Annotated in this window: 22 protein-coding genes; 10 read left to right on the plus strand and 12 right to left on the minus strand. The window is 65.0% G+C overall.

The window, feature by feature from the left end; genetic code table 11:
• Positions 1-155 precede the first annotated feature (155 nt).
• The 4 genes from DT073_RS00230 to DT073_RS00245 are packed head-to-tail and all read left to right on the plus strand — an operon-like array spanning position 156 to position 3,552.
• A complete protein-coding gene (locus DT073_RS00230; protein ID WP_124291581.1) occupies positions 156-395 on the plus strand; it encodes a hypothetical protein in 240 nt (79 codons plus the stop codon).
• Positions 392-1,840 carry a purine-cytosine permease family protein gene (locus DT073_RS00235; RefSeq protein WP_124291582.1) on the plus strand — a complete coding sequence of 483 codons (1,449 nt, stop codon included), beginning with the start codon at positions 392-394 and terminating at the stop codon, positions 1,838-1,840. Before DT073_RS00230 ends, DT073_RS00235 begins: the two co-directional genes overlap by 4 nt.
• Positions 1,837-2,937 carry an alcohol dehydrogenase catalytic domain-containing protein gene (locus tag DT073_RS00240; RefSeq protein ID WP_124291583.1) on the plus strand — a complete coding sequence of 367 codons (1,101 nt, stop codon included), beginning with the start codon at positions 1,837-1,839 and terminating at the stop codon, positions 2,935-2,937. The genes DT073_RS00235 and DT073_RS00240 overlap by 4 nt, the downstream gene beginning before the upstream one ends.
• Before the next feature lie 3 nt (positions 2,938-2,940).
• Positions 2,941-3,552: a TetR/AcrR family transcriptional regulator gene (locus DT073_RS00245; protein WP_124291584.1), complete on the plus strand. Its 612-nt coding sequence runs from the start codon at positions 2,941-2,943 to the stop codon at positions 3,550-3,552.
• 6 nt (positions 3,553-3,558) lie between these two features.
• Here DT073_RS00245 and DT073_RS00250 read toward each other — a convergent pair whose 3' ends face one another.
• The 12 genes from DT073_RS00250 to DT073_RS00305 all read right to left on the minus strand — a co-directional run bounded on the left by DT073_RS00250 (position 3,559) and on the right by DT073_RS00305 (position 17,332).
• On the minus strand, positions 3,559-4,845 hold the full coding sequence (locus DT073_RS00250; protein ID WP_240638650.1) for an ROK family transcriptional regulator: 1,287 nt from the start codon (positions 4,843-4,845) through the stop codon (positions 3,559-3,561).
• Positions 4,845-6,266 carry a glycoside hydrolase family 5 protein gene (locus DT073_RS00255; protein WP_240638651.1) on the minus strand — a complete coding sequence of 474 codons (1,422 nt, stop codon included), beginning with the start codon at positions 6,264-6,266 and terminating at the stop codon, positions 4,845-4,847. Before DT073_RS00255 ends, DT073_RS00250 begins: the two co-directional genes overlap by 1 nt.
• An 11-nt stretch (positions 6,267-6,277) precedes the next feature.
• Entirely contained in the window at positions 6,278-7,186 is a 909-nt protein-coding gene (locus tag DT073_RS00260) for a carbohydrate ABC transporter permease (RefSeq protein WP_124291586.1), read from the minus strand.
• On the minus strand, positions 7,173-8,051 hold the full coding sequence (locus DT073_RS00265; RefSeq protein ID WP_124291587.1) for a carbohydrate ABC transporter permease: 879 nt from the start codon (positions 8,049-8,051) through the stop codon (positions 7,173-7,175). Before DT073_RS00265 ends, DT073_RS00260 begins: the two co-directional genes overlap by 14 nt.
• 61 nt (positions 8,052-8,112) lie before the next feature.
• Entirely contained in the window at positions 8,113-9,360 is a 1,248-nt protein-coding gene (locus tag DT073_RS00270; RefSeq protein ID WP_124291588.1) for an extracellular solute-binding protein, read from the minus strand.
• 138 nt (positions 9,361-9,498) lie between these two features.
• Positions 9,499-10,533, minus strand: a complete 1,035-nt coding sequence (locus DT073_RS00275; RefSeq protein ID WP_240638652.1) for an Lrp/AsnC family transcriptional regulator — start codon at positions 10,531-10,533, stop codon at positions 9,499-9,501.
• Positions 10,506-11,411, minus strand: coding sequence for an alpha/beta fold hydrolase (locus DT073_RS00280; RefSeq protein ID WP_124291589.1), 906 nt, complete (start codon positions 11,409-11,411; stop codon positions 10,506-10,508). Before DT073_RS00280 ends, DT073_RS00275 begins: the two co-directional genes overlap by 28 nt.
• Positions 11,412-11,425: 14 nt before the next feature.
• Entirely contained in the window at positions 11,426-12,628 is a 1,203-nt protein-coding gene (locus DT073_RS00285; protein WP_124291590.1) for a M24 family metallopeptidase, read from the minus strand.
• Positions 12,618-13,520: an ABC transporter permease gene (locus tag DT073_RS00290; protein ID WP_124291591.1), complete on the minus strand. Its 903-nt coding sequence runs from the start codon at positions 13,518-13,520 to the stop codon at positions 12,618-12,620. Before DT073_RS00290 ends, DT073_RS00285 begins: the two co-directional genes overlap by 11 nt.
• The gene (locus tag DT073_RS00295; protein WP_124291592.1) at positions 13,517-14,479 is read right to left on the minus strand and encodes an ABC transporter permease; all 963 of its coding nucleotides are present in this window, start codon (positions 14,477-14,479) and stop codon (positions 13,517-13,519) included. The genes DT073_RS00290 and DT073_RS00295 overlap by 4 nt, the downstream gene beginning before the upstream one ends.
• A 16-nt stretch (positions 14,480-14,495) precedes the next feature.
• Positions 14,496-16,127 (minus strand): ABC transporter substrate-binding protein, encoded by a 1,632-nt coding sequence (locus DT073_RS00300; RefSeq protein ID WP_240638653.1) that lies wholly within the window; start codon positions 16,125-16,127, stop codon positions 14,496-14,498.
• The gene (locus DT073_RS00305) at positions 16,124-17,332 is read right to left on the minus strand and encodes a dipeptidase (protein WP_124291594.1); all 1,209 of its coding nucleotides are present in this window, start codon (positions 17,330-17,332) and stop codon (positions 16,124-16,126) included. The genes DT073_RS00300 and DT073_RS00305 overlap by 4 nt, the downstream gene beginning before the upstream one ends.
• A 169-nt stretch (positions 17,333-17,501) precedes the next feature.
• On the opposite strand from DT073_RS00305, the gene DT073_RS00310 reads away from it, so the two are divergent.
• The 6 genes from DT073_RS00310 (at position 17,502) to DT073_RS00335 (ending at position 25,360) form a co-directional block, all read left to right on the plus strand.
• Entirely contained in the window at positions 17,502-19,148 is a 1,647-nt protein-coding gene (locus DT073_RS00310) for a dipeptide ABC transporter ATP-binding protein (protein WP_205782963.1), read from the plus strand.
• A gap of 235 nt (positions 19,149-19,383) precedes the next feature.
• Positions 19,384-20,934, plus strand: coding sequence for a sugar transferase (locus DT073_RS00315; RefSeq protein WP_124291595.1), 1,551 nt, complete (start codon positions 19,384-19,386; stop codon positions 20,932-20,934).
• 47 nt (positions 20,935-20,981) lie between these two features.
• Positions 20,982-22,025 (plus strand): glycosyltransferase, encoded by a 1,044-nt coding sequence (locus DT073_RS00320; RefSeq protein WP_164478104.1) that lies wholly within the window; start codon positions 20,982-20,984, stop codon positions 22,023-22,025.
• On the plus strand, positions 22,012-23,088 hold the full coding sequence (locus tag DT073_RS00325) for a glycosyltransferase family 4 protein (protein WP_164478105.1): 1,077 nt from the start codon (positions 22,012-22,014) through the stop codon (positions 23,086-23,088). The genes DT073_RS00320 and DT073_RS00325 overlap by 14 nt, the downstream gene beginning before the upstream one ends.
• Positions 23,085-24,230, plus strand: coding sequence for a polysaccharide pyruvyl transferase family protein (locus tag DT073_RS00330; protein ID WP_124291598.1), 1,146 nt, complete (start codon positions 23,085-23,087; stop codon positions 24,228-24,230). The genes DT073_RS00325 and DT073_RS00330 overlap by 4 nt, the downstream gene beginning before the upstream one ends.
• Positions 24,231-24,265: 35 nt before the next feature.
• Positions 24,266-25,360, plus strand: a complete 1,095-nt coding sequence (locus DT073_RS00335) for a hypothetical protein (protein ID WP_124291599.1) — start codon at positions 24,266-24,268, stop codon at positions 25,358-25,360.
• Positions 25,361-25,452: the final 92 nt, after the last annotated feature.

Genomic DNA, 25,452 nt, shown 5'->3' on the forward strand with positions numbered 1-25,452 from the left:
TGGCAAGACGCCGTGACCAAACCGTGACCGCGCGGAAGGAGCCATTCTCTTACGGCGGGCCATTGACACGAAGCGGCCGGCCAGTCGAGGATGACTAAACCAAACTGCATTTGGTTTAAGCGACACCGTCGTCGCTGCACCCGCGAAGGAGCCACATGTCTTTTTCCCGTCCTGCCACGGCGCACGGCGACGTCGCCGAGCGCTTCACGCGCGCGATGGTCGACGCCGGCACCGACCCGGCGGTCGCCGCCGAGCTCGAGCGCCGGATCGAGATCATCGAGCGCGCCGAGGCCACCGACGAGTCGCGCCGCCCGTTCTCGGGCCGCGAGATCGCCCTCTACGTCGGTGTGAGTGTCGTCGCCGTGATCATCGGTGCTGTGATGGTCGCGCTGTGAGCGCCCCGACCCGCCGCGACAAGCGCGCCACGACGCTGGCCGACCCGATGCTCTCGAGCGAACACGTCTTCGGCACCTTTCCGCTGCTGAAGAACGAGCGCACCTGGAGTGGGCTCGACTTCACGTGGGTCAACACCGCGCTCGCGATCGCCACCTGGGCCTTCCTCGTCGGCGGTTCGACCGCCCTCCTCGTCGGCTTCGTCGACGGGATCGCCGCGATGCTCATCGGCAACGCCATCGGCCTCTGCATCATGGTGCTCGCGTCGGTCGTCGCCTCGCAGCGCTGGGGGTCGGAGCAGTACACGCTGCTGCGCGGAGCCTTCGGGGTGGTCGGTGTGGGCATCCTCGTGTTCACCGTCATCCTCATCACCGAGATGGGCTGGTCGTCGCTCCTCGCGGTCATGGCCGGCCGCGCCACCAGCCAGGTCGCCTCGACCTTCGCCGGGGTGGCGTTCGATCAGTACGGGCCGCTCGTCACCGTCGGGGGACTCGTCGCCATCCTGCTCGCCTGGTGGGTGCTCTCGCGGGGCCCCGTCACCATCGGCCGCTTCAACGCGATCATCGCCCCCGGCCTTGCCATCATCACAGTGGTGATGATGGTCTTCCTCGTCGTCAACACCTCGTGGGGCTCGCTCATCGACGCAGCCCCGCTGGCACCGTTCGACAACGAGGTGCTGAACTTCATGGTCGCGGTGGAGTTCAACGTCGGCGTCGGGGTGTCGTGGTACCCCGTCATGGGCTCGCTCGCCCGCATGACCCGCACTCGCAAGGCGGCGGTGTGGCCGGCCTACGGCGGACTGCTCATCGCCACCCTCATCGCCCAGCTGGTCGGCATGGCCGCCGCGCTCACCCTCGGCGACTCCGACCCGACGGTGTGGATGGTGCCCTTCGGCGGTGCGGTGCTCGGTGTGGCTGTGCTGATCTTCATCGCGTTCGCGAACATCACCTCGATGTCGTCGATCGTGTACTCCACGATCCTCGCGATCCGGCAATCCTCCGGGCGTCTCCTCGCGCGGGTGCCGTGGAAGGTTCTCACCGCGGCGTTCTTCGTGCTGCCGGCGATCATGACCTTCTTCCCGCAGTTCATGTACGAGCAGTTCATCGTCTTCGTCACCCTGTCGGGTGCGTTCCTGGCATCCGTCTGCGGTGTCGCGCTCGCTGACTACTTCATCCTCCGCAAGCAGCGGGTCGACCTGCGCGAGCTTCACCTGGCGCAGCGCGGCACGCTGTACCGGTTCCAGGGCGGCATCAACTGGGCGGGCATGATCGCCCTGCTCGCGGGCGCGGCATTCTTCCTGTGGCTGTACAACCCGATCACGCTCGAAACGCAGCCGCTGTTCCTCGTCGTGACCGCATCGCTCCCGGCGGCCCTCATCGCCGCGGTGGTCTACCTCGGCCTGAGCGCCCTCCTGTACCGCAAGCGCCCCCTGGAGCTCGACGCATGACCGCTGCAACCCGCACCCAGGCCGCCGTCTACACCGGCGCCGACCGCCTCGACATCCGAGAGGTCGAGCTTCGCGCCCCCGGGCGCGGGGAGGTTCTGGTGCGCATCGGCGCCTCCGGCGTCTGCGGCTCCGACCGGCACGTGCTCGACGGCGATTGGCAGATGCCGACGCCCACGATCATGGGGCACGAGGGTGCCGGGGTCGTGGAGGCGATCGGTGAGGGCGTGACGTCGCTCGAGGTCGGCGATCACGTCATCATGACCTGGTTCTATCCCTGCGGCGTGTGCGCGAGCTGCCGCCAGGGTCGCACCTGGGTGTGCACGGGGTCGCGGTCGGAGGAGTGCCTCCTGCCCGATGGGTCCACCCCCACCACGCTCGACGGCAATCGGGCGTTCCCGTATCTCGCCGTCGGGTCGATGAGCGAACGCGTCGTTGTGGCAGAACAGGCCGCAGTACGGATTCCCCCCGGTGTCCCCTTCGACGTCGCGGCGCTCATCGGCTGCTCGATCGCCACCGGTGTCGGCGCGGTCGTCAACGACGCTCGGGTGCAGCCCGGGCGCTCGGCGGTCGTGATCGGCGCCGGCGGCGTGGGCCTCAGCATCATCATGGGGCTGGCCCTCGCCGGCGCGAGCCCAATCATCGCCGCGGATGTGACCGATGACGCCCTCGCCCTCGCCCGCGAGTTCGGCGCCACCCACACCATCCGCTCGGGCGCTGACCTTGCCGAGCGGGTGCGCGAGATCGTCCCCGACGGCGCCGATTTCGCGTTCGAGGCGATCGGTCGCCCCGATACGATCGCTCTCATGCCGGCGACCGTGCAGCGTGGGGGCACCGCGGTGATCGTGGGCCTTCCGCCGCAAGACCGCCCCGTGCCGATCGACGCGCTCGCCCTGGCTGAGGAGGGCAAGTCGCTTCTCGGGTCGAACTACGGCGCCACCGTGCCGGCGCGCGATTTCCCGCTACTGTCGCGCCTCTATCTCGACGGCAAACTCCCGATCGATCGACTGATCACGAACCGCTTCGCTCTGCAGGATGTCAACGACGCGTTCGACCTCATGCGCGCCGGCGCCAAGGGTCGCAGCGTGCTCGTGTTTTAGCCGATGGCCCGACCGTCGAAGAACATCCTCTCGACCAGCGCGATCGCCCGGGCGGCGCTCACGCTGGTCGAGAGGAACGGCGACTTCACGATTCCCGGCATCGCCGCGCTCCTGAAGGTCAATCCGTCGTCGCTCTACCACCACCTCCCCGGCGGGCGCACCGCGATCGTGCACCGGGTGCGCGAGGAGCTCTACGCCCGCATCGACCTCGCACCACTGAACGACCTCGGCACACCCGCGCTGGAGCGGCTGCGCCGATGGATGCAGGATGTCCGGAGCGCGATGGCTCAGGTGCCCGCCTCGGTCGCGGTGCTCGTCGCCACCCCGGTGCAGGATGCCCGGACGCTGGAGATCTACGAATCCCTCTTCGCGATCCTGCGCGACGCCGGCATCCCCCGCGACCTCCGGGTCACCTACGCCGCCATGATCGACGCCGTCGTGCTGGGCTCGGCCCTCGACGCCCTCTCCCCCGCCCCGCTCTGGCGCCCCGGCGACCTCGACCTCCCCGAGCTGCGCTCGGTGGCCGCCGACGGCGACGACGATACCCGCGCCTCTCGAGGCTTCTCGGTCGCCGTCGACACGCTGGTCGACGCGGTCGCCCGCGCAGCGGACTGACGCCGTTCAGCCAGCGGTGCTCCAGCCGCTCACGATGAGGGCTTCCAGAGGAAGCAGTCCTGCTCCGGCAGCGACCGCGTCCCCGGCGAAGTGCGTCGGGTGGAGGGTGAACTGCGACCCTGGCCGAGGAAGGGCGTGCGCGACGATCGCGGCCTCGAGTTCGTCGCGGTAGGCCTCGATCAGACGACCGCCCACCCACCCGCCGATGAGAACCCGCTCGGGATTGAAGAGGTTCACCAGGCTGCCGAGGGCTGCGCCCAGCTCATCGATGACGTGTGCGGTGAGGTCGGCAGCCGCCGGATCGCCGGCGTCGGCGGCCTCGATGAGCGAGGTGAGCGCCGTCCATCCCGAGCCGCTCGGCTGAGCACCGGTGTCGCGCCAGCGATGCACGATGGCGTCCGCACCGAGGTAGGCCTCGACACACCCCCGGTTGCCGCATCGACACGGCTCTCCGTCGAGCATCAGGGTGGTATGCCCCCACTCTCCCGCAGCCGACCGGCTACCGGTCGCGACCTCACCCGCGGTGATGATTCCCAGTCCGACCCCGCGGCCCAGCATGGCTACGAGGGCGTGGTCGCAGTCTCGGGCATTGCCGAACCAGTGCTCGACGCGCGCCTGGAGTTTCGCACCGTTCTCTGCGAAGACCGGTACATCGACAGCCGAACAGAGATCGACCACATCCAGGGCCGGCCAGCCGAGGCTCTGCGCGTAAAGCGTCTGCGTTCCCACCAGGTCGGTCTCCACGATGCCGGGAAGTCCCAGACCGATGCCGATGAGGTCGCCCCAGCGGTCGCCGTTGCGATCACGGAGAGCGTCGATAGCGGCTCGGATGTCGGCCGCGATGAGGTCGGGAGACTCCTCGATCTGGCCGCCGCGGAACTCCCGGTCGACGCGTGTCATCGACAGATCGAAGACCTCTGCGGCGACGCCGCGCTCTCCGACATCGATGCCGATCGTGATTGCACGGTCGGCGCGCGGGCCGACGACGGTGATGGGGCGGCCACCCTGCGATGACCGATTTCCCCGCTCTTCGACGAGTCCCTCATCGATGAGCTCGGCGACGATATTGGCCGCCGAAGCGGCGGACAGCCCCGTGAGGTGGGCGAGCTCCGCGCGGGTGGTCTCCTGCCGCAGGATGATCTGCTTCAGCAGGAGCGACCGGTTCCGCTGTCGAAGCGAAGTCACCGTCGACGCCTCGGGCATCACTTGCCCGGGCCGCGGGTCGCTTCGTCCGTTCACGATGAGTCGACCATACTTCGTGCCCGCCAGCGGATCGTGGTGAATCGTGGTCATCAGCTCACGTGTATGCGATGCAGTTCGGCGTCCGCGGTGGCTCGGACCGTGAGATGCCCTCGTGCGAAGTGCGCGGCGATGTGGCCGGGAAAGTCGGCGTCGACGTGCCACCCGCGTGGCTCCGCGCTCAGGGCGTAGCGGCGTTCGTCTCCGGCGGCCAGTGCGATCGGGAGCGCCTCCTCCGGGCTGTACGGCTCACCCGCGGTGTGATGCCAGCGGGTCGTCTCACCGAGCGCGGCGAGATGCCCGGCCTCTTCGGGCGCGGACGGCGCGTGCCCCCAGGCGGGCACCGTGACCGGGCCGCGACCGAGCATGGCGTTGACGATCTCCGGGTTCTCGCTGCAGGCGTCGATGTCGATGGCCGCGAGGAACTCGTTCATGATGCGCCATGCCGTGTCGCTGTCGGGCTGCTGGGTGGGATCGGCGATGAGGTCCCAGCCCTCCGGCCGCCGGGCCGAGACCGGCGAGGTGCGGGTGTCGAGCTTCTTCCACGGCCAGAAGTTCCAGCCGATGTCGTGGCGCTCGTACAGGCGGTGGGCCGTATAGATCCATTCCGGCGTGTTCTCTCCGCCCTCGCCCATATAGATCGGCACGCCGAGGTCATCCCGCGCCCGTAGGTAGGGGGCGATGCTCGTCTCGTCGGGCGGGCACCAGTACCGGTGGAACTGCAGGGCGCTGTTGTCGTCCCAGACCTCATCGAAGATGTCCCAGTTCGTGGCCCAGTGACTTCCCTCGTACATGATCAGATGGTCGGGATCGATGGCGCGGATGGCACGAGTCAGGTCGCGGTAGAGGCTGACGAGTTCGTCGGCGTAGACGTGCTGCCATTCGTTCGGCAGGGGCTCGTTCAGCAGGTCGTAGCCCAGCACCGCGGGGTCGTCGCGGTACCGGTGAGCAAGCCCCTCCCAGAGGCGGATCGTGAGGGCACGCCACGTCGCGTCCATGAACAGCTCGGGTCTGCCGTTCGGTGAGTCGTCGATGTTCGTCCCGGTCTGCCCGCCGGGTGCGCCGTGCAGGTCGAGCAGCACGAGCAGTCCGTGGGTGCGGCACCACCCGAGCAGGTCGTCGATGGGTGCGAAACCGTCCTCGAGCAGGTGACCGTCCTCGGTGATGAGCGACCGCGAATTCAGCGGAAGGCGGACGTGGTCGAATCCGTGCGCGGCGATGCGGGCGACGTCTCGTTCTGTGAGGAATGCCTGCCGGTAGCGACGCCAGAACTCAGCGGCGCGCTCGGGGCCTACCAGGGCATCGATTCGCGCTTCGATCTGCCGTGGCGAGCTCATCTCGTCGCCGAAGCGCCACATGTATCCCTCGGGGAGGAGCCAGTTGCCCAGGCCCATTCCTCGCAGCAGCAGGGGCCGCCCGTCGGGTGCGACGAGTCGGGTGCCGTCGGCGTGGACGAAACGGGAGGATCGGGTCACGACGGTGCCTTTCATTTCAGGCCCGACAGGGCGAAACCCTGCACGACCGAACGCTGGAAGATGACGAAGACGATGAGAATGGGCACGACCATGAGCGTCGCGGCCGCCATCTGCAGTGAGGGATTGGTGGCGATCTGCTGATTCAGCAGCGACACCCCGACGGACAGGGTGTAGAGCCGCTCATCGTTGGCGAGGATCAGCGGCCAGAGGAAGCTGTTCCATCCGGCGATGAATGTCAGCACGATCTGCACCGCCATGATGGGCCGCGACATCGGAAGCACGATGCGCAGGAAGATGCGCATCTCCGATGCCCCGTCGATGCGTGCCGCTTCGAGGATCTCGGTCGGAATCGTCGACATGAACTGGCGGAAAAGGAAGATGCTGAACCCGGAGACGAGCGTGGGCAGGGCGATGCCGATGAGGGTGTTCGTCAGCTTCATCCCGTTGAGGATGAGGTAGGTCGGGATCATCGTGACCTGGACGGGGATCATCATGGTGATGAGCACGAGGAAAAACAGCGGTTCACGGCCGCGGAAGGTGAATTTGGCGAAGCCGTAGCCTGCCATCGCCATGAGCAGGAGTCCGATCATGCTGATGAGGACGATGGCCAGGGTGTTGAGCACGTATCGCCCGAAGTCGAGCTCTTGGAAGAGCTGCACGTAGAACTCGAACGTGGGCTCCCGCGGCAGGAGCGCGGGCGGGTAGGCCACCGACTCGCTGCGCGGCTTCACCGAGCTGAACACCATCCAGAAGAACGGCAGCGCCGTGATCGCAGCCCCGACCGTGAGTGCGACGCCGACGATGATCGTGGTGGTGCGGGCCGAGCGCGGAACCGACCCGTGGCGCGGTCGGCGCGGCGGCGGTGTCGCGGGCAGCTCGGGGTCGAGGGCCAGCGGCTGGCGGAGGTCAGTAATCGACATCGGCTTTCCTTCCGCGAAGCTGGATGACGGTCACGACGGCGATGATCACAAAGAGCACCACCGAGCCCGCCGCGGCATAACCGAACTGACTCGACGAGAAGCCCGTTTGGTAGAGGAACAGCGAGACGCTCGTCGAGGCGCCGAGGGGTCCGCCTTTGGTGAGGACGAAGGGTTCATCGAAGAACTGCAGCCACGCGATGATCGTTGTGATCGTCACGAAGAAGATTGCGAAGCGCAGCAGCGGGATGACGACGGAGACGGTGGTGCGCATCGAGCCGGCACCATCGAGGCTCGCCGCTTCGAGGTACTCCTTCGGCACGCTCTGCAGGGCGGCCAGGAAGATGATGATGTTCAGACCTGTCCCGCGCCAGACGGCGACGAGCACGAGCGAGAACTTCACCATCACCGGGTCGCTCAACCACTGCACGGGCGGGATGCCGATCAGCGAGAGCAGATAGTTGAACAGGCCGAACTGGGTGTTGTAGAGGTATCCCCATACCAGTGAGATGGCGACGATCGCGGTGATCGCGGGGAGGAAATAGAACGAGCGCAGCGCGCGGAAGAAGCGGTTCTGCGATCGGTTGAGCAGAAGAGCGACGATCAACGACAGCACGACCACGGCAGGCACCCCGAGGATCGCGAAGATGCCCGTGTTCCACAGCGCCTGCCAGAAGGCCGGGTCGGCGAAGAGCTGCGTGTAATTGGCGACGCCGATGAACTCGATGCGCGACCAGTCGCCCAGACCCGCGAGGTTCATGTCGGTGAGGCTGACCACGACGGCCACCATGATCGGCAGCACCCCGAAGGCGATGAGCAGCAGCATCGCGGGGGCGATCAGCAGGTAAGGAGCGCTGCGCGTTCTCATGTTCTCTCCTGGAAAGGGCCGACGTCGGGCGGGGGTGTGAACCCACCCCCGCCCGGGATCGTCAGTCGACGGAGGTCTCGGCAGTCGCGTCGTAGAGACCCTGCAGCGCGGTCTCAGGGTCGGCGCCCGTCAGGACGATCGCATTGAGTGCGTCGAGCAGGGCCTTGCCGGTCTCGCCGTCCCAGTTCGGGACCAGGGGGAGGATGCGGGAATTCTCCAGCTGGGCGGCATAGACCTCGGCGAGCGGGTCATCGGTCAGCGAGGCGTCGGCGAGCGCGGCAGTCACCGTCGGCAGCTGGCTGTCGAGGTCGTACCAGGTGAGCTGCGTCGCCGGGTCGGCGAGGTAGTTCAACAGCTCGAGAGCATCGTCCTTCTGATCGGTCGATCCCCAGACGCCGAGGTTGGAGCCGGCGAGGAGTGAGATGTTGTCCGCGCCGCTCGGAATCGGCGCCACCCCCCACTTCCCCTCGAGTTCGGGGGCGGCACCCTCGATCGCGCTGGCGAGGTAGGGGCCCGAGACGAGCATCGGGGTGATACCGGAGGTGAACCCCTGGGTCTGATCGAAGTCGGAGTTGGTCGGCACCGAGCCATCCGCATAGAAGCCCGTGTACAGGTCGACCGCTTCGCGGAATTCCGGGGTGTCGAAGTCGATCATCCCGTCACCGTCGACGATCTCACCGCCCAGATCCCACGTCATCACGACCGGCAGGCTCGAGTCCCACTGCGGGATGTAGTAGCCGTACTTGCCGTCACCGCGCTCGGCGAGGGTCTGCGCGGCGGTGCGGAGGTCGTCCCACGTCGCTGGCGGTTCGGTGATTCCGTTCTCCTCGAGGATGTCGGTGCGGTAGTAGAGCACCCGCGTGTCACTGACCCAGGGAACGCTGACAACGTCGCCGCCGATGGCGGTGGCGTCGCCGGCGACCCCGCTGATGAAGTTGTCGGAGGCGAGGTTCGGGTAGTCGGCGAGGGTGCTCTCGTCGAGGGTGGCGAGGGCGCCCGAATCGGCGAAGGTGCGCAGCTTCGAGATGCCGATCTGCACGACATCCGGTCCATTGCCGGATGCCACGGCTGTGGTGAACTTCTGATCGATCGCGTCCCACGGGATCGCGACGACCTCCACGGCTATGTCGCTTTCTTCGGTGAACGGCGCGACGAGCTCTTCGAAGTTCGCCGAGCTGTCACCCATGACCCACACGGTGAGGGGTTCGGCAGCTCCGCCGCCTGCTCCGGCGGATCCGCCCGAGCATCCGGCGAGGACGAGCGTCGCCAATGCCAGGGGCGCCGCGGCGACGAGATGTGATCTCTTCATTGAGGTTTCCTTTCCAAAGGTGGGTAGCCCTCATGCCCGGGTGGCAGTCATCGAGTCCCAGAACGCCTTCGTCGATGACTTAGCGTAAGTCCTGGAGAAAGGGGGCGCAAGTGTATGTAGCCGGCGATTTCGCGACTTTCAGACCGCGGGGCCGTGAGCCTGAGCGCGCCACCAAGGCGTCTCGATGAACCCGCGTTTGAGAAAGAGCAGCTCCATATTCGCCGTCCACCCCCGGACCCCCTCGAGATGGGCGAGCGAGTCGGTGACGAACCGGTACAGCTCATCGACGGAGGTCGTGATCACCTCGCACAGCAGCGAGTTCTGATCGAGAGTTGCCGCAAGGTAACGCACAAAGGGGTAGTCCGCCAGCGCGCGCGCGACCTCCTCCATGCGGGAGGGTTCGACCGTGACGGTGAGAAAGGTCTCGGCTTCCATGCCAAGGGCCGCCGACTGAACGAGGGTGACGATGTCGACACAGCGGTTTGCGCGCATCCGGTCGTATCGCCGTCGCACGCTCGATTCGTTGAGGTCGAGCTCGTCGGCGACCCGCTGGAACGGCATCCGCGCATCCTCTTTCAACACCGCGAGGATGCGCCGGTCGATGTCGTCGAGATGGTCGGGTTCGCAGTCCTCGGCCCCGTCGGCGTCGGCCGCGGAGTCATCGATCATGTCCGCGAAGAGCTGGCGCCCCCAGTCGTAGCTGACCTTGTACACGTGCATGATGAGGTCGCTTCGCCATCGTTCGACGCCGTCGATGGGTTGCAGATCGAGCACCACCTGCGGGTAGCGGGTCGCCGGGCCGCGCACGACTAATTCGGCGATGATGTCGAAACTGCCGGTCACGACGGTGCAGAACCGCACGACGGGGTTGCGCACAAGTGCCTCGGCCACCGCCATGTGGGTGCCGGGGCGGCAGTTGACCCGCACGAGAAACTGCGCGTGAGGCCCGTCCGCGTCGAGCGACGGCACCGCGGCTACCTTGACCACGCCGTCGATCAGCAGCTGTTGACCTCGTCGTGACACCGTCGAGACCGGGGCCCCGATGCGGTCGGCGATGGTCCGCCAGCTCGCCCGTCCGTCGCGCTGCAGGGCGACGACGATGCGCTTGTCGAGCTCGGTCAGCCGGTCGAGGGCCGAACTCACCATCAGCGCGGGGACGCCGTCGGCGGGCACACGTCGTGGAGGAATCCCCGTACCACTGCCGTCCATTCTTCCGCCTGCTCGATCTGAGGAGAGTGGCCCGACCGTTCGAAGATCTCCAGTCGAGCCTCGGGGATCAACCCCGCGATCGTTTCACTGCACGATACCGGCGTGATCCAGTCGGTGCGACCGACCGTGAGGAGGGTGGGCGCCTGGATCGACGGCAAAGACGGGGTGAGGTCGTAGTTCGGGAGATTTTTCGAGAAGGCGTAGTTGTGCGCTTCGTACCGGTACGGCGTAGCCTGCACTTTCCGCTCGGTCGCCTCGGGGTCGTAGGTGAAGTCGTAGAGCGGGAGGATCTCCCGCCAGCAGTCCCGAAGATCGTCGTTGTCGCGAACCCGTCCCTCGTCGATGCGATCGAACTTCTCCATGTCGATGTCGACCCGGTCGCTTGCCAGGGCGTTCTCCCGCGCGAGTGCGGCATGGGAGTTGTCAGCCGCGGTGTCGCGGAGCACGAGCGCAGCGACGCGCTCGGGGTAGCGGATCGCGTACTCCATGGCCATGAATCCGCCGTACGATCCGCCGGCCATGATGATGCGCTCAGCGCCGATCCACTCCCGCAGACCGTCGATGTCGGCGGCCCACTGCTCGTGGCTGAACTCCCCCGACCCTTCGCTCTCGCCGCTCCCTCGAGCGTCGAACACGACGACCCGGTACTCGTCGGAGAGTCGACCGAAGCTCGCCCGTGGTTCGGCGCGGGAACCCAATCCCGGCGCACCATGATGGGCGATGATGACCGGCGCGCCCTCGGGTCCGAGCACTTCGACGGCGAGTTCGTTGTCGTTGATGCGCACGCGCTCAGCCGTGCTGGTCGCACGGGCGAACTCGGGTGACACGGTGTCCTCGGCCATGGGGGTCCTTTCGTTCAGAGCGGGATGACGCAGTCGTCGAGCGATCGGGGGAAGGCGGTGAGGGGCTCGGCGCCACTTGCGGTGACGAGCATGCTGTCGCTAATGCGGTATCCGGCGTGGCCGGGGATGTAGATTCCCGGCTCGTTCGAGACGATCATCCCCTCCGCGAGTTCGGTCGGGTCGCCGTCTTCCAACCAGGGCGGCTCGTGCATACCGAGCCCGATGCCGTGCCCCTGTCGGTGCCGCAGGTGTGGGCCGAGACCCGCATCGCGGATCACGTCGAGGCAGATCCGGTTGCTGTCGGCGCACCGCACACCCGGCGCGATCGCCCGCGAGCCGGCGGCCTGGGCATCGCGCACCGCGTCGTGGTAGCGGCGCTGGTCGGCCGTTGGTTCTCCGAGCACGAAGGTGCGCTCACCCTCGACGAACCTTCCCCCCACAGCGGCGCCGAGCGACAGCATGAACGTATCTCCCGGTCGCAGCCGGTTCGACGAGGGGAGACCATGCGGTACCGCCGAGTTCGGGCCCGAGTACACCAGCCCCCCGGCCATGAACGACACCACCACGACGTCGTCGTGCTCGCGATACATCCGCCCCAGCCCATCACGGCCGACGTGGGCCGCGAGCTCGGCCTCGCTCGGAAGCGCGGCGCCCGAGGCGATGGCCTCTGCCACGAGCTGTATGCCCGCGTGCAGCATGTGATCCGTGATCCGCGCCGCCTCGCGGTGCAGAGCTATCTCCTCGGGGAGCTTCACATACCGGGCCTGAGTCACGAGCTCGGTGGGTTCGAACATCGTGTCCGGAAGAGCGGCCTGGAGCATCCGTAGCCGATGCTGTGTCATCAGGGTGGTGATGCCGAGACGCTTCGGAGCGCCGCCGATGGTGCGCGCAAGCGGCGTGAACGGATTCTCGATGCCGGGGTACTCGACGAAATCGACCAGGTCGGCGTGCGCCCGCTGCTCCTCGGCGTGTTGCCGTTCCAGAGCGGGCACGAGAAGCACAGCACGATCACCGTCGAGGTAGACCGCGACCGGACGCTCCCCCGGATGGTGGAAGAAGCCGGTCAGGTAGGCGACGTCTTCAGGGTCGTCGGTAATGAGACCGGCGAGCTCGGAAGCATGGAGACGGTCGCGCACACGCGCCTGGATGCGGTCGTAGACATCGGCGTCGAGACGCTGGGTGAAACGCGCGTTGTCGCACGGGATGTCAGCGTTCATGGCTCCTCGGGTTTCTTGCGTCGTTGTAGGCGATGGAGAGGAGGGTGGCGGAGAGCACCAGGGCGAGGATGGCGAGCGAGGGAAACAGCGTCAGCCACCAGGCGCTCACCATGGCTCCCGACTGCTGCGCTTCGTAGAGGATGCGACCCCACGACCACGTCGTCGGGTCTCCGAGACCGAGGAACGACAACCCGGCCGCCGACAGCACCGCGCGCGACGCGGTGACCACCACCGAGACGACGACGACGGGGGTGACGGCGGGAAGGACGTGTCGCCCGAGGATCCAGACCGAATTGCGCGTCATCAGACGCGCCGCGTCGATGTAGGGCAACTGCACGACGGCGAGCGCCTGCGAGCGCACCAAGCGGGTCACCTCCGGCCACGAGAACGCAGCGACGACCAGGATCAGGGTCGATGTCGACGGTCCGACGAGGGCGGCGACGAGGATCATCAGGGGGAGGACGGGAAGGGACAGTGTCAGGTCGACCAGCACGCTGACGATCGCGTCGATGCGCCGCCAGTACGCACCGACGACGGCGATGATCGTGCCGAACACAATCGCGATGGCCGAGGCGGCGAGGGCGACGAGCACCGATTGCTGGGTACCCCAGATCACCTCGGCGTAGACATCTCGGCCCAGGGCGTCGGTACCGAACCAGTGCGCACCACTCGGTGGCTGCAGCACGTCGGGGCCGTAGCTGGCCGGGTAGGGCGCGAGAAGCGGAGCCCCCACGGCGATGAGAATGAGCGCGGCGAGGATGACGAGAGAGATCATCCCGAGCGGCTGACGGCGGAAGGCGCGCCAGGTCTGTCTGCTCGCGCGCTTGCCGTCGTCGCCGGCCGGGTCGACGACGACGGGGGCGACTTCGGTTTCGGGCAGCGGAGCGGTCATGCTGTCTTCACTCTCGGGTCGAGGAAGCCGTAGGCGAGGTCGGTGATGAGGTTGGCGACAACGACCGTCACCGCCAGAAGCAGGAAGGCACCCTGCAGCACGGGGAAGTCGAGCTGAGTCACCGCCTCGTAGATGCCCCGCCCGATACCGGGGTAGGCGAAGACGGTCTCGGTGAGGACCGCGCCGCCGACGAGGAAGCCGAGCTGAAGGCCGATCAGCGTCGTCGCGGGCAGCATCGCGTTGCGGACCGCATGCTTCCAGAGGATGGTGCGGGGCGGCACGCCCTTCGCCTTGGCAAGGGTGATGTAGTCCTCACCAAGGGCTTCGATGAGCGTCGCTCGCATCGTCAGGACATAAGACCCGAGTTGGATGAGGGTGAGCGAGAGCACTGGGAGAACGAGGTGCGAGAGTACCGAGCCGTACCATTCCAGCCCATACACCCCGTCGTCGTACGCGCCGCCGATCGGGAACCATCGGAGGTTCAGGCCGAAGACAAAAAGCAGGACGATGCCGACGGAGGGGACGAAGAGCGACTGGCCGGTGACGCCGAAGACCTGCACCATGCGGTCGAGGAAGCGATTCTTGTGCGATGCCGCGATCACCCCGAGCGGAATACCGATGACGATCGTCAGCAGCAGCGCCGAGAGCGTCAGCAGGAGGGTCCACGGCAGCCGCTGCATGAGCACATCAACGACGGGGATCGACTGGGTGAAGCTCGTGCCGAGGTTTCCCTGCACCATCTGCCCGAGGTAGAGCAGATACTGCACGATCAGGGGCTGATCGAGCCCGTACTGGGTGAGAAGGGCCGCCCGTGTCTCATCGGTCATGTTCGGGCTCGCGATGGCGAGCGCGGGATCTCCGGGAAGCAGGCGCAGCAGGAGGAAGGTCACGGTCACTGCGAAGAGGATCGTGAACACTCCCCTGCCGACCCGGCGGAGAACGAACAGAGCGTAGGACATGGGCGGCCCTTCTCGCCTACTCGGTGACCTTGTAGGCGCTGGCGATCGAGATGGGGTTCACGATCGAGAGCAGTTCGCTGGGCTTGGAGATGAAGCCGGCCCAGTCGGAGCTGTGCGCAACGAAGAGGTTCTGCGTGTACATCACGTTGTCGTAGACCTCGTCGTGCACCAGCTGGGCCGCCTCGCGCATGATGGCGATCTTCTCCTCCTCGTCGAAGGTGGCCGACGCCTGAAGGATGAGGTCGTTCAGCGCGGGATCATCGACGTAGGTGTAGTTGATCGCCCCATCGGGAAGGTACGACAGTGCGAAGTTCGTGACCGGGTCATCCATGATGGCGAAGTTGCCGGCATAGATGTCGTAGTCACCCTCGTTCGTCATCGCCAGGTAGGTGTTTCGCTCAGTGCCCTGCAGCTCGATCGTGATCCCGGCCTCGGCGGCGCCGTCTTTGACGAGCTGGGCCCACTGGCTGGTGACCGGGTCTTGCAGCGAGTAGATGAGGCGGAAGCTCACCGGGAACATGCCACTGGCGTCGGCGGTGTAGCCGGCATCTTCCATCAGCTGCCGAGAAAGCTCAGGGTCGTACTCGTACTCCGTGATCGAGTCGTCGTAGTACTTCGACAGCACCGGCATGAGCGGGCTCGAGCCGGTCGAGACCGCCTGACCCTGCAGCACCACGTCACGAATGGCTTCGTAGTCGGCCGCATGCGCGAGCGCCCGGCGCACCTCGGTCTTGGCCAGATCCGGGTTCTGCATGTTGTAGGTCATGTGGGCGTAGCCGAGACCGGTGACCTCGGCGACCTCGATGCCGTCGGTATTGCGCAGCTGCTCGACCTGCGCCGGCGGGAGCGAGTTCGCGATCACGTCGACCTCGCCGCTCTGCAGCGCCAGGATCTCGGTGTTCACATCGGGGAAGACGCGGTAGATGACCGACGCGGGCCCGGGCGTCCCACCCTCGACGAGAGGGTAGTTCTCGACCCTTTCGAGGGTGTACGACTGGCCCACCTGCACGCTCGTCAGGCGGTAGGGCCCGGCGCTGACCCAGCCGTCCTCGCCGCCGTCGTTGGCGAACTCGGCGACAGACCCTGCGGGCTCGAACACATGCTGCGGCACCACGTTGCCCCAGAACCCGATCTCTTCGACGATCGACGAGTCTGGCTGGGTGAGGGTGATCTCCACGCGCGTATCCGAGACGGCTTCGGCCGACTCGAAATTCGCCATTTGGCCGTAGAACGTGCCGGCCGGGGCATCCTGCTTCACCGCGTTCATCGTGTACGCGACGTCTTCGGCGGTCAGCGGCTCGCCGTCGCTCCAGGTCATGTCGTCGCGGATCTCGTAGAAGCCGGTGGTGTCGTCGACGTACCCCCAGTCGACGGCCAGCTCGGCGGACTTCGAACCGTCGTCGCCGATGCTCAGCAGGTGCGGGTACATCAGATTCGTCACCCAGTAGTCGCTGCGACTATTGCCGATGAGCGGGTTGTAGTTCACCACGTCTGTCGTCGTCGCGATGGTGAGCGTGTCACTGCTTCCCCCGCTCGACGCGTCACCGCTTGCTGCGGGCTCGGGCGCCTGCGGGGCGCAAGCGGTGAGCGCGAGTGCCGCCGCGGCCGCGATGGCGCCGATGGCGATGCGTGTCTTGTGTGTGGTCACACCCATACCTCCTCGAGTAGCCGCATGGTGTTCCCCCCGACGACGGCGCGGATCTCGTCGTCGGAGTAGTCGTGCTTGACCAGCCAGCCGATGATGTTGCCCATCGCCTCGGCGGGGTTCTCGACACCGTCGACGTAGGGAACCTCGTCGAACTCGACCTGCCCGTGCGCCTGGCCGAGCGAGAGCTGGGCGGCGAAGGCATGGTGCAGTCCGACGTGGTCGCCGAAGAGAGTGTCGGGGCCGAAGCTCACGTGCTCGATCCCCACGAGCTCGGCGCAGTAGACGAAGTGGTCCATGACCGACTCGAGGGAGTGGAGAGGATGCTTCGGCGACAGCGTCGTGTGAGGGGCGGCCTCGATGCCGATCACCCCGCCGCGACGGGCGCATTCGACGATGGTCTCGTCGGTCTTCATGCGGTTGGTCGGCCACACGGTGCGGGCGCCGGCGTGGGTGATGAAGACCGGCTTGGTGGAGGCCTTGATCACGTCGACACAGGTCCGGTCGCCGGAGTGCGAGATGTCGATGGCGATGCCGAGCTTGTTCATACGCTGAACGGCGCGCTCGCCGAAGTAGGTCAGCCCCCCGTCGCCGCGCTCCTTCAGGCCGCTGCCGAGCGTGTTGGCCTCGGAGTAGGCGATTCCCATCTGACGCACGCCGAACCCGTAGAGTACGTCGAGCCGATCGACCTCGTTCTCGATCATGGTCGCCGCTTCCAGCGCGAAGATGTGGGCGATCCGGCCGGTTTCGTGGGCGTAGCGGATGTCTTTGAGCGTCTCACCCTTGATGAGGTAGTCCTGATGGGCGAGGTCGGCCATCCGCACGCCGAGGTCGAACAGCACGTCCTGGTACTTCCATCCGGCGTCGCTGGAGATGCAGCAGGTGCCGTCCATGCCGTTGTCGAACACCGCGGTGAGGCCCGATCGCGACAGACCCTCGTAGCCGGTGGGTTCGCGACCCTGGCGGATGTGGTCCTTGAGGTGGTCCATGTTCTCGGGGAAGACCTGCACGTGCTCATGCAATGAGATGACGACCTCATCGCGCTGCAGGCGCTCGGCGCGCTCGGCCTGAGTGGAGGTCAGCTCGAGACCTGCGTACTCGGGCACTCGTCCGATCTGTCGGGCGTAACCGAAGTCGCGGTAGTCGACTCCCGCCTCCAGATACTCGTAGGCCTTGTAGCCGGTATAGCGCTCTGCTGGTTCGAGCACGTTTCCTCCTTCGTGTGACGGCACCCCCACGCGCGCCGGGATCGGCAATCGGGGGATGATGGATGACTCTGGCGCTTATCCGGCACACATGTCAAGCTTTCTGAGCATATTCGGCACTTTGTCCTCAATACCGACACAATCTCGGAGCTTTTGCGCTATGAATGGTCTCGTGCACATCGATGACGCCGCCCAGCCCGTGCTCCGAGTGCGAGGGCTCCGCATCGGGTTCCGATCCGAGGGCACAGTTTCTCCTGCCGTCGACGGGGTCGACCTCGACGTCAAGCCCGGCGAGCTGGTGGCCCTGCTCGGTGAATCCGGGTCGGGCAAGACCGTCACTGCCCGCGCGATCATGGGCATCCAGGATTCGGCTGCCGTGGTGACCGCCGATGAGATGAGACTCGGCGACGTCGACCTTCGTGCGTTGGATGAGGAGGGGATGCGACGGCTCCGCGGCGTGCGCATGAGCATGGTGCTGCAAGACGCACTTTCCGCGCTGAACCCGGTGCTCACCATCGGCGATCAGATCGGCGAGGTGTTTCGCGTTCACCGCAAGACCACGAGACGGCACGCACGCGCGAAGGCGATCGAGCTGCTGGATCTGGTCGGCATCTCCTCCCCCGCCTCGCGGGTCGACGATTACCCGCACCAGTTCTCTGGCGGGATGCGCCAGCGCATCCTCATCGCCATGGCCATCGCTCTGGAGCCCGAGCTTCTGATCGCCGACGAGCCGACCACCGCACTGGACGTGACCGTGCAGGCGCAGATCCTCCGCCTGCTGCATCGGCTCCGGCGCCAGCTGAACATGGGAGTTCTTCTCATCACGCACGATATCGGGGTGGTCACGGAGGTGGCAGACCGCGTGGTCGTCATGCGACACGGCGAGGTGGTCGAAGCCGGTGATGCCGACGACGTCTTCACCTCACCCCGCGAGCTCTACACCCGTCAGCTGCTCGACTCGGCGCCACATCCCGCACCCGCGCGCGTGCTCGATCCCGGAAAGGGCAGCGAGACCGTACTCGAGGTGGAAGGGCTACGCCGCACCTTCCGTACCGGGCCCGTCCTCGCACGGCGCACCGTCGCCGCCGTCGACGGCGTCGACCTCGTGCTTCGTCGCGGCGAGACCCTCGGCATCGTCGGCGAGTCAGGCAGCGGAAAGTCGACGCTTGCGCGGATGATCGTGGGGCTCGAAAGCGTCGATGAGGGCAGCGTGACCTATCGCGGGGCCGACATCACACGGCGCAGCCGTGGGCGGCGTCCCCCGTCGCAGCCGGGCATCCAGATGGTCTTCCAAGACCCCTACGCCTCCCTCGACCCCCGCATGCGGCTGAAGGATGTCGTCGCCGAGCCTCTGGCCGCGTCGCGAACCGGCAACGCCGGCGACCGCCGCGACCGTGTGGCTGAGCTGCTGGAACTGGTCGGCATGAAGCCCGACATGATGTATCGGTTCCCCCACCAGTTCTCTGGCGGGCAGCGTCAGCGGATCGGAATCGCCCGTTCGCTCATGCGCGACCCCGACATCCTCGTCTGCGACGAACCGGTATCGGCCCTCGACGTCACGATCCAGGCGCAGGTCGTCGACTTGCTCGTCGAGCTCCAGGAGCGGCTCGGGGTCAGCATCCTGTTCATCTCGCACGACCTTTCGGTCGTACGAAACCTGGCCCACCGCGTGCTGGTGATGTACCGCGGGGAGTGCGTCGAGACCGGCGATGTCGAGCAGATCTTCGACCGGCCGCAGCACGAGTACACCCGCACTCTTCTCGACTCCATCCCCCCGCTCACCCGGGCCGAGCGTGGCCGGTTGGTGCTCGCCGACTGACTATGGGGTCCAGCGGCGAGCCATCGTCGCGCGTGCCGGCATCTGCCACCGCCGCGTTCGACGGCAACACGACGCTCCTCGCGGACCGTCGAACCGCTGTCGACTCGTAGCGACCCGGTAACCAGAGCGACACATCGACTTTGCTATCGTTCATGCGGGGAAAGCGTTGATCTGGGGGGAAAGGGCATGAGTGACGTCACACGTTGAGACCAACTCGACAACGACGTCGCTTGATATGACAACCACCACCTCGCACACACCAGGTCCGGATTCCCCGGCAACCGTAGGTTCCGCTACCCAACCCGCTAAGCAAGAGTGGGCTGAGTCGGGCGGACCTATTGATTGGCGACGCAGTTATTCGCGGCGACTCTGGCTGACCGATCTGCTCGCTCTCGTCTGGGCAGTGTTCGGCGCGCAGTTGATGTGGTTCGGCTTCGGCAACGTGGAGGTTGCTATCCGCGCCGACTCACGCATAAGCGAATTTTCGTATTGGGTGTTCTCCGCTGGTCTCGTAGTCGCATGGATGTGGGTGCTTGCACTCATAGATTCGCGCAGCTACCGCACGGTGGGAACTGGCAACACCGAATACGTTCGCGTTGCAGACGCGAGCTTGCGCCTATTCGGCGCGATTGCAATCATCGCTTTCATCACCCGTGTGGACGTTGCACGTGGGTACCTGCTCATCGCGCTTCCCCTCGGCATCAGCGCGTTGCTACTTGCGCGTTGGCTTTGGCGCCAGTGGCTCATTGCACAGCGGATACGGGGTCAATACTCGGCCCGAGTGATCCTCGTCGGTTCCGTCGAATCAGTCGCGCAGGTCGCGCGCGAGCTGGATCGCGCTCCTCGCGCGGGTTACACCGTCGTCGGCGCTTGCACGCCCAGCGGCACGGTGGGAGGCACTGTACCCGGCACCTCGATACCCATGATGGGAAATGTGAACGCTATTGAGCGTGCCATGGACTTGATTGACGCTGACACTGTTGCGGTGACAAGCACCGATGAGCTCCCGCCTGACAAGGTAAAACAAATCTCCTGGAATCTGCAGGTCGGGCGTCAGCATCTGATCCTCGCACCTAGCATCATCGACATCGCTGGCCCTCGCCTCCACACCCGTCCGGTTGCAGGTCTTCCTCTCATCCACGTAGAAACGCCTCGATTCAGTAAGGGTCAGCTCTTCCTGAAGCGAATGCTCGACTGCTCGGCGAGCTTCGTCGGGCTCATCCTCCTGAGTCCACTTCTCGGATTCCTAGCCCTGAGCATTCGACTCTCGTCCAAAGGGCCCGTGTTCTTTCGACAGACGCGCATCGGCCGTGGGGGGCGGGAATTCACGATGCTCAAGTTCCGCTCGATGGTCGTCAACGCCGAAGAACTCCTTGAGCAGCTGCAGCTTCGACGCCAGGAACAGGGCATTGACTCGGGCAACGAGGTTCTCTTCAAGATGAAGAACGACCCTCGAGTCACACCGATCGGACGCCTCATGCGTCGTTACAGCCTCGACGAGCTACCGCAACTGTTTAACGTGCTCGATGGCTCGATGTCCCTCGTTGGACCACGCCCTCCGCTTCCCAAGGAAGTCGAACAGTACGCGTCCCACGTCCATCGGCGATTCCTTGTGAAGCCAGGAATCACCGGCCTCTGGCAAGTGAGCGGGCGCTCGACTCTGTCCTGGGAGGACACGGTCAGGCTCGATCTCTCCTACGTCGAGAATTGGACGATGCTCGGGGACCTTACGATCCTCGCCAAGACCGCTCGTGCAGCAATCGCTCCGGGCGAAACAGCGCATTGATGCGTGTTAGTACTCGCACACACAACACTCCGGAACGAGATCCGCTAATGCCATCCATCCTGCATGTAACAGAGAGCTATGCGGGCGGCGTAGTGGCGGCTGTGCGCGACTACGTCGCATCCACTCCGGCCTTCGCCCATCATCTACTGTTTGCAGACCGGCCAGATGCGCCGGTAGATTCGAGCAGCTTTGTCGGTTTCCATACCGTCACGCGTCTTCCGCCAGGCAATATCGCGCGTATTCGGCGAATCCGTTCTACCACTCGGAACCTAGCGCCGCAGGCGGTTCACGCACACTCCAGCTTCGCGGGGGCCTACACCCGCCTAGCTTTGAACGCTAGGCGACGGCGCGTCGTGTACACCCCCCACTGCTACGCGTTTGAGCGCGCTGACGTAAATCCGCTCACCTCGTTAGCGTTCAAGACGGTCGAACACCTACTCTCGTTTAACACGACTGTTTTCGCGGCTTGCTCGCCGCGAGAGGCCGCGTTATCCAATTGGCGCGGCTGCAAAGCGTCGGTATTGTTCGTACCCAATCTGCCCCCGTCTGGGGATTTGCAGAGAGCTCGCCGGACTGGCACATCTCACGAGAGACTAAGGCTAGTCGGTGCAGGTCGCGCCAGCGCGCAGAAGGATCCCACGTTCTTCCTGCGCTGCGTCGAGTACGCGCACCGCGCGGGCCTGCCCATCCAAGCGACATGGATCGGATCAGATCCCGGCTTCGGCGACGCCGGGCGAGCGCTCGATATTGACGTGACTGGCTGGCTGTCTCGGGACGAGGCGCTGACGACGCTTGCGGAAAATGACATCTATCTCCATACCGGATTGTGGGAGGGATTTCCCCTCGCCGTCCTGGAGGCGCTGGACGTTGGCGTAGCCGCCGTCGTGAGAGACGTGCCAGCGTTTGCGGGGGTTGATCTCCCAAAGGTGGCCACGGAGACTGACTTTGTTCGTCTACTTGGCGACGCGGGCAGCGAGGCAGATATTGCGCAGCTGTGGACGCAAGGCGTCCATTCATTACGCGACAACACGCGCATCAATCAACTTTCAGCACTTCACCGAGTTTATGGGGGAAGAAATGTCGGACATTGAGATCCTCACGTCGGCCCGAGTCCACGATAAACAAGTCGGCGGAAACACCCGCTATGTGCGTGAGGTCTACGCGCGCCTGACGGCCCTCGGCGGCGAGACGCGCTTCTTGCGCATACCCAAGAATCTTGACCAACATCGGCTCAGATCTCCAGCATACGCGGTATTTGAAAGCTGGATTTGGCCCTCGCTGCTTAAGCCCCAATCGGGACGCGTAATGCATTTTCCTGCAGACACAGGAGGATTGCGACGATCTCGCGTGCCAGTGGTTGGCACAATTCACGGACTTGCAACTCTGCATGTGCCAGACGTTCGAAGCGGCGGTGCGGATAGACTGTGGCGCTTTCGGGTGCGGGGCCTGGCCCGCGTGGCAGACAAAATAATCACTGTTTCCGAAAGCTCTGCGGAAGACATCATTTCGTTTGCGCCCGAGACAATTGGCCGAGTCGAGGTTGTACCACACGGAATCAACCATGATGTCTTCAATACAAGAAGCCTGGGCACCTTCTCAGAAGAGAACCGCCATCGCCTAGGCGTCCCAGCGTCGTACTTTTTGTACGCCGGGAACATTGAGCCCCGCAAGAACATTCCGGCTCTAATCGACGCCGCCGAAAGCGTTTTTCGCACCACCGGCGTTCCACTCGTCATCTCCGGCGCGCCAGCGTGGGATAGTGACGCAATCATGTCAAAATTGCGCGCGTCTCGGGGTGTGATCTATGTTGGCCGCACCGATGACGATCAGTTGGTTAGCTTGATGCAGAACGCGGTCGCGTTTTGTTTCCCGTCGCACTATGAAGGTTTCGGCTTTCCTGTTCTGGAAGCAATGGCGTGCGGTTCACCAGTCATATGCAGTACGAGAGGATCACTCAGATCAGTGGCAGCTAGGGGCGCGCTAGCGCTCGACGACATCTCAGCGGAGAGCATTGAAGGGGCCATGATGGCCGTGCTTGAGGACGATGATTTACGCAGTCGACTCATCAGTGACGGACTGAAACATGTCTCGGGTTTCACGTGGGAGTCTTCCGCGACCCGGCACATGGAGATCTTCCGGGAGGTCGCCGCATGAGGTATCTCATTCTGCATGCGTACAGTTCAACCAACTCGGGCGACGGCCTCCTAGTGAAGGAGGCTCTCGCACTAATCCGGAGCGTCGATCCCGAAGGCGCAATTGCCGTCCTTGCGCTTGATCCCGACAGCTTCTCAGATACTGCTGGCGCGAGCTTTGTTCATCCACTCACGGGCCAGAACCGGACTCCGAGTTCGATCACAATGCTCGCGCATGGTGGACTCGCCTTGTTGCGCGGGCTGCGCCTACCAAAAGACGTCGAATCGATGGTTGAGAATGCCGATGTGGCCATCGGCGTCGGCGGCGGCTACATGCGGGGAGCGAATCTAATCGAGGCGATCAAGATGACTCTCGCTCACCTTCCGCAGCTTGCGTCTGCTAACCGTCGCGAGAAGGATAGCGTGTACCTCCCCCAGAGCGTCGGCGCTCTTCGCTGGGGGACTCGATCCGCCGTCATAGCCCATGCAACGTCCATTACGTGGCACGTTCGTGACGATCGATCGTTCGCTCTTTTAGACGGAGTTGCGCAAGTGAGGCGAACCCCGGATACAGCAGTCCTGCCACTCGGGGCTGAGGTCTTGGGGGCGGCTTCTCCGGGTCCTCACTTGACTCAGACCCCCGCTTATGGCCTCGTCGCGCGAAGCCTCCGTTCAACGAGACAGCGCATCAGGGACTACGTGGCCGGTCTCCAAGCCATCCAGTCAGAGCTCGAGGCGGAGTTGCTTCTGCAGGCGAGCTCGCGGGGCAACAACGACGATCGATTTTATGCTTCGGCCTTCAAACGGCACGCCACCCGCACTCTTGTTGAGGGGACATCACGCGGCACAGACAGGCGATCAGTGGTTGTCTCCGTCAGGCTTCACGGCGCGATCCAGAGCATCCGCAACGGCGTCCCGGCCATTCATCTCAGTTACGAGCGTAAGGGCTGGGGTGCTTTCGAGGATCTCGGCATCGCGGATTACGTATACAACGCATTCGACTTCGACGCTGCCCGTGTGATCGAGCAGGCGAAACACCTCGCAGCTGATCCGACAAGCTACTGGAACGCCATCGCCAGAGCGCGACCGAACATCGAGAACGCTCGTACGCGGCTAATCGAAGACATTTGTGGCCGAGGTTCGCGCAATCTTTCGGTTCGTTGATGGCACTACCTCGGGGCCCGCTGGTAGCAGGAACCATGATGGTCGCAGGCGGGATCGCCGCACTTGCTCCGCTCACGGTTTTGGCGATTTCGTCTCGCTTCTTCTCGCTAGGTGAGCAAGCCTTCATCGCGACAGCTGCGGCCACTGGCGCATTTCTGGCCGCAGTCGTGGGCGCGATGCTGCTCGAGTCTCGACTCGCAACCCCGGGTCTGAATCAGAGGACCTACATCCCCTTGTGGAGCACGTGTGTGGGAATAGTCGGCGCCAGTGCCGTCGCTGTCGCGCCGACTTCTTTCATCGCTATCTCGATCGGCCTACCCGCGGTGATGATCGCGTTGCAAGTCGGACGAACCCACGCTGTTAGCTCATCCACATGGCGAACAGAAATCATTGCCGCCGCTGGCCTCCTTGCAGGAATCAGTCTTGCCGTGATCATGACGGGGCTTGGTAATCCGAGAGCGCTCGCGCCGCTAGGGGTGGGCGCCGCTGCCGCGGTGTTGGCGCGCGCGATTGGCGCACCAGTTCGTGTCTCTGGCAGAACCCCTCGATCTACAGCAGTGTGGGTCACCGCAGAGACTGCGGTGGTGGCTGCGGTGCCATACGGCACAACCTTCATCGTTCTGTCGCAGCTCGGCGACGCCGACACGGTCGCGTTCAGGCTCGTCCTCTCCACGCTCGGCGTACTCCAACCCGTTCTCGGATACCTCAGGACCAGGCTCCTAAACGAGCACTCGACGGCCCTGGTTGTCTCGACCTGGGTGCTGTCGGCAAGCGCTCTGCTGGTAGTCATCGGCGCAGACTCGACCGGCGTTCTCACATTGCTGTACGGACAGGCGTGGGAGGCGGTCACTGCGCCGGCGCTACTAGCAGCCTGCTTCTGGAAGCTGCTGACAATTCCCGAGACAGTTCCATTCGCTTCACTACGACGCCGCGGCTCCGTTAAGATCGTGTTCAGTGCCCGTTCCGCCTCGTCCCTCATCAACCTCGCAATGGCTCTTCTTGCATCAGCGACGTACGGGTCATTGACAGCCGTATTTCTTGCATTCGCGATAGCGCAAGCGGCTACCGTCGTGCTTTACGTGCTCCTGAACCGCCGAGAGTCTGGCCAGGACGACCGCTGGCCTTTGTGACCGCTGCGGCAGCTACTGTCGCCCAGGGTGCTCGATAGACCATACCTAGCCGAGGCGACAGAGCTGATCGACGCTATGGAGCCTCGCGATTC

This window comes from Microbacterium sp. ABRD28 (genome assembly GCF_003850245.1).
GTDB lineage: Bacteria > Actinomycetota > Actinomycetes > Actinomycetales > Microbacteriaceae > Microbacterium.